Here is a 17,143-nt window from a genome sequence, read left to right as displayed (position 1 = left end):
ATCGCATACAGTCTGTGTATTGTGGCGCGTCAAATAGCCACCAGATGTCCCTGCCTTGGTATGGTCGCTCAATTCAGGAATAAGTTACCCAGCATGCAATTAAACGCTTTGAACAGCACGTCCAACAGAATCTTCGATTTCATTTGTTTGTGGATCCTTCCGCTCGGTTATTTATTGCTGCTTTGTGCGCTGTTTTTCCTGCCGGGACGCAGTGTGCATCACAAGCTTTACTATGGCCTGTTCAGCATTCCAGCACTGTTTGCGCTGTGCCTGCGGCCGCGGCTCGGCAAAGAGTTGCTGCGCGAACCGATCGTCATTGCAGTCCTGCTGTTTATGGCGTGGGCACTGCTCAGCCTGTGCTGGAGGCCAGACGACGACATCGACTTTGGCCAGTTCAAACCGCCATTGCACACCTTGTTGCTGTTTGTTGGCTGCTACCTGCTGGTGCGCTTTCGCAGCGAAATCATCCAGCCCCTGCTGTTCTGCGCCGCGACGGTGGCACTGGTCATTTCTGCCTACAACCTGTACAGGTTCGACCAGATCTATCAACCGGAAATGCGCCTGATCGGTGTAGGCGCTTTCGACAACCCACTGCTCAGCTCCCACGTTTTCGGCTTTTTTTGCACCTACTGGCTCAGCCTGAGCATGACCTGCAAGCGACGCCAGATACTTTGGCTGAGCGTACCGGCGATGGCGATCATGTTCGCCGCAGTGCTGGCCACCGGCTCCAGGACCCCACTGGTTGCACTGACGCTGGCTGCGCTATGGCTGTGTTTCATCTGCTGGAATCGACGCTCGGTGTTCATGCTTGGCGCCATGTTCTTCGCCGGTACTGCGACTTTCGCGTTATTTGCGGACAAAATCTTCGAAAGAGGCAGTTCCTTCCGCATCGAGCTCTGGCAATTGACCCTGGACCGGATCGCCGAGCACCCATGGATCGGGCACGGCTACAACGCCGTACTGAGACTGGACCCCGGCGTAGGCTACAACCTTCAGGAGCCCCATAGCTTTGTCTTGGGCGTGCTCTACTACGTCGGCATTATCGGCCTGCTGCCATGGCTGTTCTTTCTCGCATGGGGCTTCATCAGCAGCCGGCGCCATCGCGTGCAACCGCTGTTTATCATTGCCTCAGCCTGGCTGGCCTTCGGTATCGGCGCGGGCCTGACTGAAGGTGGCGGGATCATCTCTCGCCCCAAGGAGCACTGGTTCCTGCTGTGGATCCCCTTGGCGCTGATTGCCGCATTGAGCATCAATCAACGGGCCCGGCGCCTGCTGGACATGCCAATCAGGACCGCGACACCAGGCACCCTGCAACAGCTGACTGCCGATGCCCGGATCATCGAAGAGGATGGTCTTGGCCCCAAGGTCCTGCGCCTGAGTGATGGCAGTTTTCTCAAGCTGTTCCGCCGCCGCCGCTGGTATACCTCGGGTAGTTTCACGCCCTACTCCGACCGTTTTGCCGTCAATAGCGTGCAACTGCGCAGCATGGGCATTCCGACACCGCACATCCTCGATCTTTACCGGTTCGAAGACGGCAGCACCGCTGTGCATTACTCCCCGTTGCCGGGCAACACGCTGCGCCAGATCCTGCAAGGCATCACCGCCCCGGCGGTGCGCCAGGCACTGGTGGAGCGCTTCGGTAAATTCATGGCTCAACTGCACCAGCAGGGGGTCTACTTCCGCTCCCTGCACTTGGGCAATGTGCTGGTGCTGGAGGACGGCGAGTTCGGCCTGATCGACCTGGCCGACCTGCGAATTTACCCCTCGGCATTGAGCCCTTCCCTTCGTCGGCGTAATCTGCGCCACATGCAGCGCTACGCATCAGATCGGCATTGGTTGTTCGAGGATCACTTCGAAGCGCTGCTGCTGGGATACGCCGCGACGGCTTCGAAAGCCGACGTGGATAATTTGCACAGGCACGTGCTGGCCGGGAGTCCTCCAGCCCAGGCTCACTGATGATAGAAACCAACCCGCTGATCGCGATGACGGCTTACCTGCTCGCCATCGCGACCGCTGCGCTATTGTTGCGCAGTGTGCCGAGATTCACCCGACAGCTGGAGCACTCCGGCGAAAGCCGCTTTGCCGGCATCGACGGCTTACGCGGGTATCTGGCCTTCGGCGTGTTTGTCCATCACTCGATCATTACCTGGATTTTTCTGCAAACCGGTGTGATCGATTTTCCGCCGAGCAACTTCTACTCGCAGCTCGGCCAGGGCAGCGTCGCCCTCTTTTTCATGATCACCGGCTTTCTGTTCTGGGACCGCCTGCTCACCCACGGGCGGCAACACGACTGGCTGGCATTTGCGGTATCCCGACTGTTTCGCCTCTACCCGCTCTACCTGCCGCTGATGTTGACCGTGTTTGCCTGTGTGTTCTATTTGCAGGACTGGGAACTCAAGGACTCCGGCACCCAACTCATTGGCCAGACCCTGGCCTGGCTGATCTTCGACCGGCCAGACGTCAACCAGTACCAGCAGACCGGCATGCTGATCTCCAACGTCACCTGGACGCTGGGGTACGAGGTGTTTTTCTACCTGGCCCTGCCACTGGCCGCCATGGTGTTCATCTATCGCGGCGGCTGGATGCAGACAGTGCTGTGCCTGATCGGCATTTACACCCTGTACCAGGTGGTCGGCTGGGAACACTCGCTGAAAAAGCACTTCCTGGCCAGCTTCCTCGGAGGCATCGCTGCGGCGTACTGGATTCGCCGTCCACAATGGGTCGCCTGGAGCCTGTCTCCGCTGGCGGGCATCATCGCCCTGCTCGCCTTGGCGATCGCCTTTACAGCATTCAACCGGGCATTCAACCTGGGAGCGTTGTTGCTGCTTTCACTGTTCTTTGTGATCGTGGCCTCCGGCAACACTTTGTTCGGCGCCCTGAGACCACGCAGCATCCGCTGGCTGGGGGAAATCAGCTACAGCACGTATTTGCTGCACGGCTTCGTGCTCTGGGTACTGGTGCAGCGACTACCGCCGATATTGCACCTTGACGCCCGGCAAGCCTGGGTCTTCCTGCCGTTGATGGCCGCGTGCAGTTGCCTGCTGATCATCATCGGCAGCCTGACTTACCTGTACATCGAAAAGCCCGGCATCAATGCCGGCAAGAAAACCCTGCACTGGTTGCGCCAGAACAGGAAACCGGGGAAAGAACTTCCCGAGGAGACGGCTCAACAACGTTGAGCAATGGTCGCGGCATATCACGCCCCCTTGAATCCAGCCTTTGGCTCAGTCTTTCTCCACCCGTGAGAAATACATACGGCCCAACCCACGCCAGGTTTTCTTGTTCCAGGCCTTGAACGGAATCTGCGCCAGCAACTCCCGCGCCAGCTTGCGATCACGGTTGGCGGTCTTGAGGAACATGGAATTGAGAAACTTGTAGCGCACCTCGTCATACAGCGGGTGATCGCTGAAGAGCGCGTAGGTGCGCAGGATGCTGTCGATCATGAAGCGGTGGTTCTTGTAGGAGTTGGTGGCATGCTTGCGATAGCGCGCCATCAACACATTCAGACCATCGATGAAGTAGCCGGCATGGGTCACCTTCAATTCGATCAGCAAGTCTTCCAGGCGAATGGTCGGGTCGAAACCGCCCACCTTGTCCAGCGCTTCGCGACGGATCATCAGGGTGGGTGCCGGAGGATAGGGCTTGCGCTCCAGGAACATGTCATCGAAGTCCAGGCGACGGAACGGCACATCCCGGCGCTGGCGCTTCTCGGGGTAAAGATTGCCGTCGGCATCGATCAGTTCGATATTACCGGCGCAAATGCCGACCTCTGGCTTGCCGTCCATATGCGCGACCTGGGTGGCGATTCGCTCCGGCAGCATGATGTCATCCGAACCGAACGGCACGATCAGGCTGCCCTTTGCCCGGGCAATCGCACCGTTGAGGGTATTGGTCAGCCCCTGGTTTTCCTGAACCCGGAAGTCGAAACCATGAACAGCCTGCAACGCCTTGATCCGCTCGACGCTGTCATCCTTCGAGCCATCGTCGACCACCAGCAACTCGATGTTCCGGTAGGTCTGGTTGAGGACGCTGAGAATGCTTTCCTCGATGTAAGGGGCGTGGTTGTACGACGCGATAATGACCGTGACGATGGGTTGCGCGTCGTTCATGGCTGTTCCTTGCGGGCCTGTTCCAGGCCGGAGTCGATCAGGTTGAGGTATTCGCGACGGAACTCCTCGATGTCATGGTGTTGTTGCAAATAACGAAAAGCCTGCTCGCCCTTGGCCTTGAGCTCGTCATCCGAAAGGCCAAGGTAAGTGTCCAGCGCCGCCTGCAACGTCGGCACATCCTTCGGCGTAATCGCCAGGCCACCGGCCCCCTCGATGAGCGGCAACATGGCCGGCACGTTCGAGGCAATCACCGGCAAATGCCCACTCATGCCTTCAAGCAGCGCCAGCCCGAGGCCTTCGGCCAAAGAAGGCATGGTCCAGATATCGAAAGCGCGGATGTACTGCAGGGCAATTTCCTTGAACCCCAGCAAATGGGCGCGGCCACTTAGGCCGAGGCGGTCGATTTCCGCGGCCAGGCGCGACTCTTCGCGGCCGGCGCCGATGATCGCCAGCTGGGTATTGGGGTATTTGTCCTTGAGTGCGGCAAAGGCCTGCAGCAAATAGACATGCCCCTTGACCGGCACCAGTCGCCCCAACGCACCGATCAGCCGCACCGACGGATCGATGCCCAACATTTCACGGGCCTTTTCACGGCTGTGTTGCAGGCCTTCGGCTTGCTCGATGTCGATGGCATTGGTGATGGCGTAGGTATTCTGGTCGGTGAAGCCGCAGTCACAGTCCAGAAGATACTGTTTCACCGCAGGCGACACGCCGACGAAGCGCCAGTGACGATCGATCAGGCGCTGGGTCTGGCGGCGCCGGTAAAAACGGTCGTACTCGCCAAAGCCGTGGGAAATGCCGATGCACAACGGCACTTTCAACCAGCGGTTGAGCGCCAGCATCATGTTCACCGGCTTGAAGCGGTTGCAGATCACCACATCGAATTTTTCCCGGCGGCAGAACTTGTACAGCTGCCACATGGCCCGCAGGCGCATGCCCTTGAGGGATTTGTCGGAAAATTCGAAGTACACCGAACGATCAGCCCGGCTCACCGCTTCGCCCGGCCCGGGCTTGCCGCGCAGAAACGCAGCCGTCACCTCATAGCGATCGCTGGGCAGGGCCTTGACGATTTGCTCCGCGAGGTCGGCGAAATCATGGGCTTTGACGTTGTAGTCAGGCTGCAGTTGCAGGACCTTTGACCGCTGACTCATAACTCTCCCCGCTGAGAAACGTTGCCTGGTGTGTGCTTGACGGACCACAAAAGCTCGTGGCGCCGGACGGCCTTGCGAAAGAATTCGTTCTCGCCATAAGTGGGCGGCAACCGGCCGGCCAACAAACGTTGTATCAACCGACGCAAGCGACGCTTGAACGGCATCGCCGGCTGCAGGTCGTGCATCATGCCCAACGCCATGGCCTTGTCGCGCTGTTGCTCCAGCGGCAAGGGCAGGCAATAAGGCTGCATCGGTTGGGCCGGATCGAAAGCAGGCGGCAAGGCGATGCCATCACCGGTATCGCCCATCGGCCAGCGGTCGTTGTCGTGCAGGTGGTTGGCATAACCCAATAGCGTGGACGGCTGCCAGTCCAGGCCTTGCAAGGCTTCGAGGACTGCAGCCTGGGCGCAGATATGATCGGGATGCGGATCGAGGGTCGGATGCGGCAAAACGATGACCTCGGGACGGGCCCGCAGCAGCAACTCACGCAGATCCGCCAGCAGATTGTTCCAGGTCGGCGCGCCATCGGCATCGCCGGGCAGCGTGAAAGGATTCAACTGACGGAACAGCCGGGTATCGCTCAGGTCCGCTTCCCGCGACCCTGCCGCCACCGCAGGCGCGGCCTGCATGCTCGCCAGTTGCAGACAGAAATAACCCAGTTGTACGCAGCGGGCCTCGGGCACACCGGCCCAACGTGGCACGGCGATGCTGTCCCAGGTGCGCAGACGGCCTTTCAAGCGGGCCGCATCGACCTTGTTCAGCCCCATCTGCCGGTAGTGTCCGGCTTCGATTTCACCCGCTGTCAGTGTGACGATCCAGGTTTCGTCGGCCTGGCTGTACAAACCGTAGGCCGCCAGTTCGGCGTCATCGGCGTGGGGCGCGACGACCATAACCCGCTGGCGCCGGTAATCCGGGTGCTCCAGCGCCCAGAGCACAGGCTCACCGAACACGCGACAGAAACGCCCGCGCAAGCGCAGGTCACCACGGGACAGCGCCTGAGCCTGACCGCTGAGATTGAGGTAACGCAGGCCGTTTACGCCCCGTTCGAAGGTTTGCCGGTCAGGGTTTTCACCCCCCGCCAACTCGACCAGCGGATCGAAAAAACGACCCAGCCAGGTGCTTTTTACCCGCAGGGCCAGCACCAGCGTCGCGTCGTCGACCAGCATCACGCCCTCGTCCAGCCGCAAATGTTCACCGTTGAGGTGCACCTTGGGCTGGGGCGTGTAGGGGGGAAAGCTGTACTGATAATCGTCTTTCGGTGAGTAGAACAGATGGTCGGCAAACCAGGCTTCGTGGGCAATCCAGCCCAGAACCGCCAGCACCAGCGGCAACCACCAGGCCACCAGCACGCCAATGACGATCAACAGCACCAGCGCAATCAGCAGGCCGATACGTTTATTGCGCCGATGGCGCTTGAGCAGTTGCTGTTTGCGACTCATGGCTTGGCTCATACGGTGAACACCGGCACGGGGTTGCACCAGCGATCCTTGTATTCACGGTCGGCGCGACCGAAGGAAAAGCGCAACGGCTTGTCCTGGGCCCGGGCATGTTCCCAGGCGCTTTGGGTATTGAGGAAACTCAACACACTGCCGGGGCTGAACTCGCGAGTCTCGGGATCGACCCCGCCATTGATGTATTCGACGCTGATCCACTGCGGGGTTTCGACGCGGTACACCAGTTGAATCGCAATCGGCGCATCGTTGAGGAAAATCACCGAGCCGATCAGCAACTCGCGCAGCAACTCGATGACCTCGGCCATGCGCTCGGCACCCGTCGCCGGGAAACCCCAGCGGCGCTGGAACAAGTCGCAGTAAATCGCCGCCAACTCAGCACTGGAAAATTCGGACACCGGCCGCACCACGCCACCGGCCTCTTCCAGCAAGCGCAATTCGCGGCGCTGGTTATAGCGAAATTTTTTCGACAGCTCTTCGGGCGTGCGGGCCATGGCCAGTTGTTCGGCTTGCAACTTGATGCCAGTGAAACGGCCTTCGTTCAGCGCCGACAGATACCGCGCGCGATGACGCAAAGGCGCCTGGGTATCGGCGGCGGCCGGCAGGATGATCTCGGCGTTGCCGAGGTCGAACAGACCCTTCTTGCCGCGACGCTTGAGCACGTCCTTGGACAAGGCCAGGTCGCGACCCCAGGTCGGGATCGCCGCCTTGACATCGTCGCCCTGCACCCAGGCCAGGTAACGCACCGGAATGTCAGCCAGTTGCGCCAGCCGCTCGACCACCATGGGATGAGTCGCGACGCTGCCGCCATAACGCTGCCAGGTTTCGGCGTAAGTCGAGGCGTCGACTACCGCCCAGCCACGCTCGCGCCAGCCTTGAAATCGGTTGAGCATCAGCCCCTCTGTGCCAGTTCGGTAACGTGCGGCAAGTGCCAGAAAGCATCGCGCACTGCGCGATCGGAGAAGCGTTCGCGCAAGCGCTCGAGCATCAACCCGGCACACTGCCGACGCTGCTGATCATCCATACCGTGCAGATGTTGCAGCCCTTGGGCCAGACGCCCGGCATCGCCCAACGGGAACAGGATGCCTACGCCTTCGACCACCTCTTTCGCTCCGCCGCACGCCGTGGCGAGCAAAGGAACGCCAGCGGCCATGGCCTCCAGCAGCACCATGCCGAACGGTTCGTGATCGGAACTCAGGGCGAACACATCGAAGGCCCGGAAGTAGTTACGCGCGTCCGGCACCTGACCGAGGAACAGAACCCGGTCACCGATACCCAGTTCCCGGGCCTGGTCCTTGAGGTCCTCCTCCAGGCGCCCTTTGCCGAGAATCACCAGTTGGCTGTTGGCGGGCAACCCCGGCAACGCCTCGGCGAATCCCTGCAGCAGCGTGGCCTGGTCCTTGTCCGGATGCAGCCGTCCGACGTTGCCGACGATCCACGCATCCGCCGACAAACCGAGGGTTTCCCGGGCCTCGCGAGCCGACACCTGGGTCACCTGCAAGGCGTCCACATCGATACGGTTGTACAAGGTCTGGATCCGCGAAGCCGGCCACTTCGGCAGGCATTGGCGCATGTCGTCGCGCACGGCGTCGGACACACCGAGCAGACTCAAACGCTTGCGGAAAATATGCGCGAACAGTTTGCGGCTGCCACGCTTGTAATCGTCAAAAGCGTGGTGCACGCCAATCACCGGCAACGACGTGCCGAGCAAGGCGATATAGATCGGCTTGAAGCGGTGGGCGATGCAGAAACTGAAGTTGCGTGATGCGGCGATCTTGCGCAGATCGCCGATGGCACCCAGCTTGAGGCCACGAATGGCCTTGGAGCTGTACTCCATGAACAGCACTTCGTCGGAGGCGCAGCCCGCGGCGACTTCGGCATCGGCAACCCCGGTGAGAAACACCGTGGTCACTCGATAACCGGTCCCCGCGAACAGGCTGGCGTACTGCCGTGCGCAGTCCAGGAACGGCCCGTCATAGCCGTGGCAGAACTGCAGCACATGGCGTTCAGCCGAACGTGTCATAGGCGTTCGCGCCCTCTTTGACCACCAGGATGTCTTCCATGATCAGATACTGTAGATCCGAACCGAAGAACATGTTCAGGGCGTCAGTCGGCGAGCAGATCATCGGTTCGCCGCGACGGTTGAGCGAGGTGTTCAGCGACACACCGTTGCCGGTCAGCACTTCCAGCGCTTTCATCATGTCGTAGTAGCGCGGGTTGTATTCGCGCTTGAGCACCTGGGCTCGGGAGGTACCGTCTTCGTGGACAACTTCGGGCACGCGGGTCTTCCACTCTTCAGCCACTTCGAAGGTGAAGGTCATGAACGGGGCCGGGTGATCGATCTTGATCATCTGTGGCGCCACGGTGTCGAGCATCGACGGGCAGAAAGGCCTCCAGCGCTCGCGGAACTTGATCTGGTGGTTGATGCGGTCAGCCACGCCCGCAATGCTCGGGCAACCGATGATCGAACGACCGCCCAAGGCGCGCGGACCAAACTCCATGCGGCCCTGGAACCAGGCCACCGGGTTGCCATCGACCATGATTTTGGCGATCTGCTCGGGCATGTTGTCGAGCTTGCGCCAGGTCGGCTTGTTCTCATGACGGGCGCATGCGGCAATCACGTCCTCGTTGCTGTACGACGGGCCGAGGTAGACGTGTTCCATCTTCTCGACCGGCACGCCACGGGCGTGGGACACATAGGCCGCGGCACCGACTGCTGTGCCGGCATCGCCGGATGCAGGCTGTACGAACAGCTCTTTGACGTCGTCGCGGGCGATGATTTTCTGGTTCAGCTTGACGTTCAACGCACAGCCGCCAGCGTAGGCCAGCTTGCCGGTTTCCTTGAGCACGTCGCCCAGGTAATGGTCGATCATCTGCAGCGCAATTTTTTCGAACAGCGCTTGAATACTGGCGGCGTAGTGGATGTACGGCTCGTCGGCGATGTCGCCTTCACGCTTGGGACCCAGCCACTCGATCAGCTTCGGCGAGAAGTAGTAACCCTTGCCCTTCTCTTTGTAGCGACGCAGGCCGATGACGTTGGCGTAGTCGGTGTTGATCACCAGTTCGCCATTTTCGAACGAAGCCAGGCGCGAAAAATCGTATTTGCTGGCGTCGCCGTACGGCGCCATGCCCATGACCTTGAACTCACCGTCGAGCATATCGAAACCGAGGAACTCGGTGATCGCGCCATACAGGCCGCCGAGGGAGTCCGGATCGAAGAATTCCTTGATCTTGTGGATCTTGCCGTTTTCGCCATAACCGAAGAAGGTCGTGGCGTACTCGCCCTTGCCGTCGATACCCAGGATCGCGGTTTTCTCTTTGAAACCGGAGCAGTGATAAGCGCTGGAGGCGTGGGCCAGGTGGTGTTCGACCGGCTCGATCTTGATCTTCTTCGGATCAAAACCCAATTGCTCCAGGCACCAGACGATCTTGTTGCGATAGCGCTTGTAGCGACGGTTACCCATCAGGATCGCGTCGAGGGCGCGGTCCGGGGCGTACCAGTAACGCTTGGCGTACTGCCAGCGGGCCTTGCCGAACAGGCTGATCGGGGCGAATGGAATCGCGACCACGTCAACGTCGGACGGCTTGATGCCGGCCTGTTCCAGGCAGAATTTCGCCGATTCGTAGGGCATGCGGTTCTTTGCATGTTTATCGCGTACGAAGCGCTCCTCTTCAGCCGCCGCGACCAGCTTGCCGTCGATATACAGGGCTGCGGAAGGATCATGGCTAAGGGCGCCGGACAGGCCAAGAATCGTCAATGCCACAGGGGTCTAGCCTCTTTAGTCTGCATGCAGGCGCAAGCGCCTCAAAAATTAATGTGCCCTCGCAAGGGGCGAGAGACAGCTAAAGGGCGGGATTATAGCGTAAAAGCGACGGCAAACCTCTAGCCGCAAGCGGCATGCAACTACGGCCGGGGCCTCGCGGCTTCTTTTTATCCGCGTGCAGGTCGCCAATAGATGGAAATATTGCCGTCCACGCTTTGCCGGTAAATCGTGTACGGCAAGACAACGGTGTCCAGCGCGCCGGACACGGCCAGGTCCACCAATACGAGCGGTACAAGGATGCCCGTAGGGTCTGGCGGCGCATTCAATACACAGAAGTCGTAGGCCAGGCCGCTGAAGACCCGGGGAATGGATTGGCAATAGGTCTTTTGCCGGCGCAGCCCCTGCGCGGCCTGGGCTTCATCCAGCAGGACGGTGGCGGCGGTCCCGCAGCCCGTTAGCGCCACTGATAAAACACCCGCTGAAACTGCCATTTTGATCGTCACTGCCTGCCCTCCGAGAACGTCGGGCAAACTAGCATCGGGGCAATTTTGGCCACAGTTCATGACTTCCCAAGATCGCGTAGGACGGTTCACAAGAACTTGTCTGCTTTCTTGGTTGGCAGTTCCGGCCTCATCGTCGGAACGCCGCCCGGAGCAAGCTCGCTCCCACATTTGAACTGAGGTGTTCACAGGTTTTGTGTTCACCACCAATCCCTGTGGGAGCGAGCTTGCTCGCGATAGCGGCTTAAGCAGCGCCTGAGATGTCCTTGGGAAGACGCTGATCGATGACCTGGTAAAGGGCACTACCTTCAGGCCAATTGCGCATGAACCGCGCGCGATCCCCGGCATACGCCGGGGCGAAGCTGCCGAGGGAGCCGTGCTGGCACATCGAGTCGAGGTCGATCAACGCCCAGCGATCCTGCTGCCAGAACAGGTTATGCCCCTTGAAGTCGCCATGGCTGATGCGCAGGCGAATCAATTCGGCGAACAGATGATCCAGTGCCGCCAGTTCGGCTTGCGGTGCATCGCCACGTTCCACATACGGCGCAAAACGCTCGATGATGTCCGGCCCCGGCAGGTACTCGGTGATCAGGTAAGCCCGGCTGCGCAGCCACATGAAACGCTTTTCCAGCAACGCCAGCGGCTTGGGCGTGGCAATCCCGAGGAATGCCAGGCGGTTGCCTTCGCGCCAGGAATGCCAGGCCCGGCTCGGGCGCCAGAAACGCTTGAGCCAGTGAGCAAAACCCTTGATGTTGTAGCGCTTGATCACCAGCGTGCGGCCATCCACCTCGACCTTGCCGACACTCGCCGCACCGCCGGTCTTGTACAGATGCCCCTGATCGAGCAAGGCATCGGCCTGCTCCAGCACCGGCACCATCGACGGCACTTCCTCTCGGCGAATCGCCTGTAGTCCGAAGGCCCCGCGCTGGACGCTGAACAGCGTGCACTCGCGGCCGACCTTGATCAGGAAGTCCTTGAGGCGCCAGCTGCGGACCTTGTCGATCTGCTTCTGCAACGCTTCCATGGGCAAGGCGTGTTCGCCGTTGCTGAGCAGGTAATACACCAGCAACTCTTCAATGAAGGGTTCGATCGACTTCGGCAACTGGGCGAAGAACACCCCGAGGTTTTCCAGGACCTTCTGCCGGGACAGCGGCTGGCCAGGCGTCTCGCAGCAGATGCCCGCGCCATCGATCAGGTACAGGCGCCCGCCCTGGCGCAGCAGGTTGTCCAGATGCAGGTCTTCTTGCCACAGCCCCTTGCGATGCATCTGACCGATCGCGCCCAACGCCTCGGCCAGCACCGCGCCTTGCCCATCGGACAGTACGGGCTGCTGCTCAACCTGCTTCCAGGTGTCGCCCAGGCTTTCGGCATGCTCAAGGAAATCAAACAGCAGCCAGCCACCCTCGCCGTCCTTCAGGCCATCGGCCAACAACTGCGGCGTGGTCAGCCCCTGGGCAGACAGTAGGCGCACGCCGTCCAGTTCACGCTGAAAATGCCGTGCAGCCTTGCTGCCGACCAGCAATTTGGCAAGCACCGGCCGGCCACGCCAGACGCCGGCACCGACATAACGCTGCCCCGGCAACACCCGCAACAGGCTCAGCAATTGCAACTCGGCGGGGCCGGCGGCGTCGGCCAGCGAAACGCTCAGCGGCAAGCCTGGGGTACGGCCGGCAGACTTCAGTTCGGACAATCGCATCAGCGTGGCCTCTTCTGGCTGCGCCGCGCGGTCAACCGCTGCAGCCAGCTGTCGATCAGCGAGCTGTCCTGCGGCTGATCCAGATAGGCGGCCAGCAATTGCCGCAGTTGCGACTCGCCCCACTCGGGCGCGCGACGCGTCAGCGGTTCCAGATCCTTGATTCGGTCACGCTGCCCGTACAGCAGCGGCCGGGTCTTTTCCAGGTCAATCAATTGAGCCTGATAGCCGTTGCCGGTGGCGCGCATGAAAATGTGCTTGGGATAAAAGCACCCATGCACCTGGCGTGCGGCGTGCAGCTGCCGGGCCAGTTCGCCACTGGCCTTGAGGATTTCCGAGTGCTGCTCAGGGCTCAATTGAGCCCAGCGCTGCAACAGCGAGTCGAGGTCGTCCCAACCGTCCAGGGCGCGGGTCATCAGGATCGCGCGGACTTCGCCATTGACCTTGCGCTCCCCGTAAAACACCGCGTCCAGCGCCGGAATGCCCATCTTCCGGTAACGGGAGATGTTGCGAAACTCGCGAGCGAAACTCGGCTCGCCGAACGGTGCGCGCAAGGTGCGGGTCAGGTAGTTGCTTTGACGCTTGAGGTAAAAACCATGACCTTCCAGATCCAGCCGAAACACGCTGCTCCAGCCACCGCGACCGGTGTTGGGTTCGTCCACCGCATCGAGCTGCTTGGCCCAGAGCGCCTCGAACGTGCCGAGGCCATGGCGCTCAAGCAGCGCACGGTCCTCAGCGGCCAGAAAATCAGTCATTCGCGTCCCTCGAAAAATCTCACCACATGCCGGATGCGTTTTTTGTCCGCAGCGTTGAGCCGGGTCCGGTTGCGGTATTGCAGGTAAAAGCGCAGGCGCTGGGTAGCCGACAATTGATACTTGGCGACCTTGTCCAGGCACGCCAGATCCTTGGTAATACGGTACTTGAGCCAGAAACCGCGCCAGAAATCGCCGTTGGGGCAGTCGATCAGAAACACTCGAGCCTCATCGTCGATCAGCAGGTTGCGCCACTTCAGATCATTATGGGTGAAGCGGTGGTCGTGCATGGTCCGGGTGTATTGGGCCAACTGGCGACTGACGGTATCGACCCAGGCGCGATCCGACAGCTTCGGGTCGCGGCGCTCGGCCAGTGCCGACAAGTCTTCGGTGCGCGGCAGTTCCCGGGTAATCATCGCGCCGCGAGCGTAGGCCGCACCGCGCCGCTCCAGCCCCCAGGCCACTACTTCGGCAGTGGGAATGCCCCACTTGGCGAAGCGCTTGAGGTTCTGCCATTCCATCTTCACCCGAGGCTTGCCCAGGTAACGCCGCAAGCCTTTGCCGGCACCCACATACCGTTTGACGTAATAGTTGACGCCATTGCGCTCGACACGGATGACCTCCGAGAGCACGTCACTGGTCAAACGCTCGCCTTGCAGTGCAAACACAGCCTCGAGGCTGCCAAAGTCATCGGCCAGCTCGCTGTAGGCCGGATCCAGTTTCCAACCCGACATCAGAGCGCATCCCCGTATCGCTGTTTACGCTCATAGAGCTTGTTGGCCTTGCCGTCGAGCCAGGCCAGCAAAGACGCCTCTTCACTCAGGATCTGGCGCAGCGGCTGCTGGAAATAGCCCTTGAGGAAGCGCAGCTTGTCGCGGCGGGTCAGACCGATGTCCAGCGCGGAAAAGTACAGCGCGGCCAGGTCCTTGTTGCGCCAGCGCGAGGTGATCGCCGGGCGGGTCTGGGCACGGTGCAGGTCGATCACCGAGAGCTTGAAGTCATCAAAGGTCACCGGCTTGTCGGTGTGCAGCAGGAAATGGCAGATGTAGCAGTCGCGGTGATTGACCCCGGCGCGGTGCATCATGCCAGTCATGCGTGCGACTTCGGCGATCAGCGCGCGCTTGAGTTTTGGCTCGGGCGGCTGCTTGACCCAGTTGATACTGAAGTCTTCCAGGCTGACCGTCGGCGCCAGCTCTTCGGTCACGATGAACGAGTGCTGGTCGGCCGGGTTGCTACCCTTCTCGCCATACGCAACGGCGGTCATGGTCGGCACGCCGACTTCCTGCAGGCGCTGAATGGCCTGCCACTCCTGACCGGCACCCAGTACAGGGAGTTTGGCGGTGAGCAGGTTCTTGAAGATTTCGCCCCAGCCGATGCCACGGTGGATTTTCACGAAAAACCCGTTGCCGTCGACTTCCGTGCGTAATGTCCTGCGTGCTTCCAGCTCGCGGTACACCTCACCCTTGAGCCCCTCGACTTCGGCGAACGGGTCGCGTCCGGCCCAAAGGCTCTTGAACGGTTCAGCCAGCATCAACTTCATTTAAGCGCGCTCCGCCAGAATCACATCGGCCGCGTGCTGCGGCATGCTGTAGAGGTCGGCCGTTTCGGCGAAGGCCAGACCGTTGCGGCTCCAGGCCGCCCTTGCTTGAGCGTCGTTCAACATGCCGGTCAGGTACTGCGTCAGCTGCGCCTGATCGAACGGTTCGTCCAGCACCAGGCCCGCATCGGCCTCGGCGATGTAATGGGCGTAACCGCACACCGCACTCACCAGCACCGGCAGGCCGGCCACCAGGGCTTCGAGCAGCACAGTGCCGGTATTTTCGTTGTACGCCGGGTGAATCAACAGATCGGCACCCAGCAGGAAACGCGGGATATCGCTACGCCCCTTGAGGAAGGTGACGTTGTCGCCCAACCCCAATGTCGCACTCTGCATCTGGAATAATTTGGGGTCATCCTGGCCAATTACAAACAGCCGGGTGCGCTTCTTCAGATCAGCGGGCAATGCCGCCAGGGCCTTGAGGCTGCGGTCCACCCCCTTGGTCTTGAACCCGGAACCGATCTGCACCAGCAGCAGTTCGTCGTCCTTGAGATTGAACTCAGCACGGAACCCGGCGCGAATTTCATCGGCATCCGCCGGTCGGCGACGGTCCTGGGCGATACCCGGTGGCAGCAGGTGGAAGCGCTCCAGTGGAGTGTCGTAATGCTTGATGAACAGCGGCTGCTGGACCTCGGAAATCATCAGTACTTCGGTCTTCGCCTCTTTGGCGAACACCGCCCGCTCGTATTCGGCGAAATGGCGATAGCGGCCCCAACGGCGATACAGCGAGTTACGCAGGTTCTGCGCCTTGTCTTCGAAGCAGCCGTCGGCGGCATAGTAGACGTCCAGGCCCGGCATCTTGTTGAAGCCGATCAGGCGGTCGACCGGGCGCTTGGCCAGGTCCGCTTCCATCCATTCGCTGAGCTTTTCGTTGCGCCGATGGTTGAAGAACGCCTTGACCGGCGCCACCAGCACTTCGAAACCCGGAGGGACGTCGCCTTCCCAGATCAGCGTGTAGACGCGAATCTGATGGCCGCGTTTCTGGCACTCCAGGGCGATTCGCATGAAGTCGCGCTGCAAACCGCCAAAGGGAAAATATTTGTACAAGACAAATGCCAATTGCATCAGCGCAGCTCCTCAGCCATTAACAACGTGCTCAGTCGGCTGGCGACACGCTCGGGATTCAGACGCGTGAAGCACAACGGCCACTCGCGTTTCAGGTCAAATTGACGGGCATCTTCAGCCGTCGGTTGATAAGTGCATTTCTTTTGCAGGCACGGAGCACAAGGGAAATCGCTGGCCAGGTGAATCTGCACCTTGCCATAGGCGCCGGTCAGGCCCGGATTGGTCGGGCCGAACAGCGACAGCGTCGGCACATCCAGCGCGGCGGCCAGATGGCCCAGGCCGGTGTCTACCGCCACGCAGGCTTGCGCGCCCGCCAGTACCTTGCCGACACCGGCCAGATTCAGTTTGGGCAACACTTGGGCGTGTTTGAAACCGGCAGCGATACGCTCGGCGCGGGCCTTTTCCACGGCATTGCCCCAAGGCAGTTTCACCCCGACCCCAAGGTAGCCGACCCGTTCGGTCAGCTCGCGCCAATAGGCTTCTGGCCAGTGTTTGGTGTCCCAGGTGGTGCCGTGCAGAAACACCACGTACGGATTCTTGCGCGGCAATTCCACCAGGCGCTCGATATTCAAGCCGTAGTCGCCCAGGCCTTTGGGCAAGTCATAGCCCAACGCGATGGCGAACAACTGACGCACTCGCTCCACCGCGTGCTGCCCGCGGGCAACGGCCAGGCGTCGATTGTAGAAGCGCGCGGCGATGGGCTCGCGCGCCGAGCTTTTATCGAGGCCGGCCACCGGGGCCTTGACGTAACGGGTCAGCCAGGCGCTTTTCAGCAAGCCCTGGGCGTCGATCACCAAGTCATATTTCGTGGCGCGAACGCTTTGCTTGAAGCGCTTCCACTCACCGCTCTTGATGGTCTGCCAGATGTTTTTGCGCCAGCGACGGATCGCCACCGGAATCACCTTGTCCACCGCTGGATGCCAGGTCGGGATCTCGGCAAAGCCTTCTTCCACCACCCAGTCGAATTTGATGCCGGGAATCGCCCGTGCAGCGTCGGTCAACGCCGGCAACGCATGAATGACGTCGCCCAACGATGACGTCTTGATCAACAGAACCCGCAA

Annotated in this window: 15 protein-coding genes; 2 read left to right on the top strand and 13 right to left on the bottom strand. The window is 60.8% G+C overall.

The annotated features are described in order from the left end of the window. Positions 1-93: 93 nt before the first annotated feature. Positions 94-1,956: an O-antigen ligase family protein gene (locus AB4O40_RS19910; RefSeq protein WP_056725529.1), complete on the top strand. Its 1,863-nt coding sequence runs from the start codon at positions 94-96 to the stop codon at positions 1,954-1,956. Continuing rightward, positions 1,956-3,179, top strand: coding sequence for an acyltransferase family protein (locus AB4O40_RS19905; RefSeq protein ID WP_056725531.1), 1,224 nt, complete (start codon positions 1,956-1,958; stop codon positions 3,177-3,179). Before AB4O40_RS19910 ends, AB4O40_RS19905 begins: the two co-directional genes overlap by 1 nt. Positions 3,180-3,224: 45 nt before the next feature. On the opposite strand, the gene AB4O40_RS19900 is transcribed toward AB4O40_RS19905, so the two are convergent. The 13 genes from AB4O40_RS19900 to waaC all read right to left on the bottom strand — a co-directional run bounded on the left by AB4O40_RS19900 (position 3,225) and on the right by waaC (position 17,143). Then, positions 3,225-4,109 carry a glycosyltransferase gene (locus tag AB4O40_RS19900; protein WP_056725534.1) on the bottom strand — a complete coding sequence of 295 codons (885 nt, stop codon included), beginning with the start codon at positions 4,107-4,109 and terminating at the stop codon, positions 3,225-3,227. After that, a complete protein-coding gene (locus tag AB4O40_RS19895; RefSeq protein ID WP_056725537.1) occupies positions 4,106-5,260 on the bottom strand; it encodes a glycosyltransferase family 4 protein in 1,155 nt (384 codons plus the stop codon). The genes AB4O40_RS19900 and AB4O40_RS19895 overlap by 4 nt, the downstream gene beginning before the upstream one ends. After that, the gene (locus tag AB4O40_RS19890; protein WP_460053582.1) at positions 5,257-6,699 is read right to left on the bottom strand and encodes a PIG-L deacetylase family protein; all 1,443 of its coding nucleotides are present in this window, start codon (positions 6,697-6,699) and stop codon (positions 5,257-5,259) included. Before AB4O40_RS19890 ends, AB4O40_RS19895 begins: the two co-directional genes overlap by 4 nt. Positions 6,700-6,707: 8 nt before the next feature. Beyond that, complete coding sequence (locus AB4O40_RS19885) at positions 6,708-7,604, bottom strand: antimicrobial resistance protein Mig-14 (protein WP_056725538.1); 897 nt, start codon at positions 7,602-7,604, stop codon at positions 6,708-6,710. After that, positions 7,604-8,734, bottom strand: a complete 1,131-nt coding sequence (locus AB4O40_RS19880; protein WP_460053584.1) for a glycosyltransferase — start codon at positions 8,732-8,734, stop codon at positions 7,604-7,606. The genes AB4O40_RS19885 and AB4O40_RS19880 overlap by 1 nt, the downstream gene beginning before the upstream one ends. Continuing rightward, entirely contained in the window at positions 8,718-10,475 is a 1,758-nt protein-coding gene (locus tag AB4O40_RS19875; RefSeq protein WP_056725542.1) for a carbamoyltransferase family protein, read from the bottom strand. The genes AB4O40_RS19880 and AB4O40_RS19875 overlap by 17 nt, the downstream gene beginning before the upstream one ends. Before the next feature lie 167 nt (positions 10,476-10,642). Beyond that, positions 10,643-10,978: a YceK/YidQ family lipoprotein gene (locus AB4O40_RS19870; protein WP_460053586.1), complete on the bottom strand. Its 336-nt coding sequence runs from the start codon at positions 10,976-10,978 to the stop codon at positions 10,643-10,645. Between the two features lie 241 nt (positions 10,979-11,219). Next, positions 11,220-12,671, bottom strand: a complete 1,452-nt coding sequence (locus AB4O40_RS19865; RefSeq protein WP_460154584.1) for a lipopolysaccharide kinase InaA family protein — start codon at positions 12,669-12,671, stop codon at positions 11,220-11,222. Beyond that, positions 12,671-13,423: a lipopolysaccharide kinase InaA family protein gene (locus AB4O40_RS19860; protein WP_414914203.1), complete on the bottom strand. Its 753-nt coding sequence runs from the start codon at positions 13,421-13,423 to the stop codon at positions 12,671-12,673. The genes AB4O40_RS19865 and AB4O40_RS19860 overlap by 1 nt, the downstream gene beginning before the upstream one ends. Then, positions 13,420-14,154 carry a lipopolysaccharide kinase InaA family protein gene (locus AB4O40_RS19855; protein WP_046039745.1) on the bottom strand — a complete coding sequence of 245 codons (735 nt, stop codon included), beginning with the start codon at positions 14,152-14,154 and terminating at the stop codon, positions 13,420-13,422. Before AB4O40_RS19855 ends, AB4O40_RS19860 begins: the two co-directional genes overlap by 4 nt. After that, positions 14,154-14,960: a lipopolysaccharide core heptose(I) kinase RfaP gene (gene rfaP, locus AB4O40_RS19850; protein WP_056725551.1), complete on the bottom strand. Its 807-nt coding sequence runs from the start codon at positions 14,958-14,960 to the stop codon at positions 14,154-14,156. Before rfaP ends, AB4O40_RS19855 begins: the two co-directional genes overlap by 1 nt. Then, entirely contained in the window at positions 14,961-16,082 is a 1,122-nt protein-coding gene (locus tag AB4O40_RS19845; protein WP_223541743.1) for a glycosyltransferase family 4 protein, read from the bottom strand. Next, positions 16,082-17,143 carry a lipopolysaccharide heptosyltransferase I gene (gene waaC, locus AB4O40_RS19840; RefSeq protein ID WP_460053588.1) on the bottom strand — a complete coding sequence of 354 codons (1,062 nt, stop codon included), beginning with the start codon at positions 17,141-17,143 and terminating at the stop codon, positions 16,082-16,084. The genes AB4O40_RS19845 and waaC overlap by 1 nt, the downstream gene beginning before the upstream one ends.

Source organism: Pseudomonas sp. S2_F07 (assembly GCF_054668325.1).
This window is presented reverse-complemented; position numbering and strand designations above follow the sequence as displayed.

What these genes read in the sequence shown, in the direction of transcription:
- AB4O40_RS19845 (WP_223541743.1), bottom strand. Translation starts at nt 16,082, where the DNA reads ATGCAATTGGCATTTGTCTTGTACAAATATTTTCCCTTTGGCGGTTTG.
- AB4O40_RS19865 (WP_460154584.1), bottom strand. Translation starts at nt 12,671, where the DNA reads ATGCGATTGTCCGAACTGAAGTCTGCCGGCCGTACCCCAGGCTTGCCG.
- AB4O40_RS19900 (WP_056725534.1), bottom strand. Translation starts at nt 4,109, where the DNA reads ATGAACGACGCGCAACCCATCGTCACGGTCATTATCGCGTCGTACAAC.
- AB4O40_RS19860 (WP_414914203.1), bottom strand. Translation starts at nt 13,423, where the DNA reads ATGACTGATTTTCTGGCCGCTGAGGACCGTGCGCTGCTTGAGCGCCAT.
- AB4O40_RS19880 (WP_460053584.1), bottom strand. Translation starts at nt 8,734, where the DNA reads ATGACACGTTCGGCTGAACGCCATGTGCTGCAGTTCTGCCACGGCTAT.
- AB4O40_RS19890 (WP_460053582.1), bottom strand. Translation starts at nt 6,699, where the DNA reads ATGAGTCGCAAACAGCAACTGCTCAAGCGCCATCGGCGCAATAAACGT.
- AB4O40_RS19905 (WP_056725531.1), top strand. Translation starts at nt 1,956, where the DNA reads ATGATAGAAACCAACCCGCTGATCGCGATGACGGCTTACCTGCTCGCC.
- AB4O40_RS19855 (WP_046039745.1), bottom strand. Translation starts at nt 14,154, where the DNA reads ATGTCGGGTTGGAAACTGGATCCGGCCTACAGCGAGCTGGCCGATGAC.
- rfaP (WP_056725551.1), bottom strand. Translation starts at nt 14,960, where the DNA reads ATGAAGTTGATGCTGGCTGAACCGTTCAAGAGCCTTTGGGCCGGACGC.
- AB4O40_RS19910 (WP_056725529.1), top strand. Translation starts at nt 94, where the DNA reads ATGCAATTAAACGCTTTGAACAGCACGTCCAACAGAATCTTCGATTTC.
- AB4O40_RS19885 (WP_056725538.1), bottom strand. Translation starts at nt 7,604, where the DNA reads ATGCTCAACCGATTTCAAGGCTGGCGCGAGCGTGGCTGGGCGGTAGTC.
- AB4O40_RS19895 (WP_056725537.1), bottom strand. Translation starts at nt 5,260, where the DNA reads ATGAGTCAGCGGTCAAAGGTCCTGCAACTGCAGCCTGACTACAACGTC.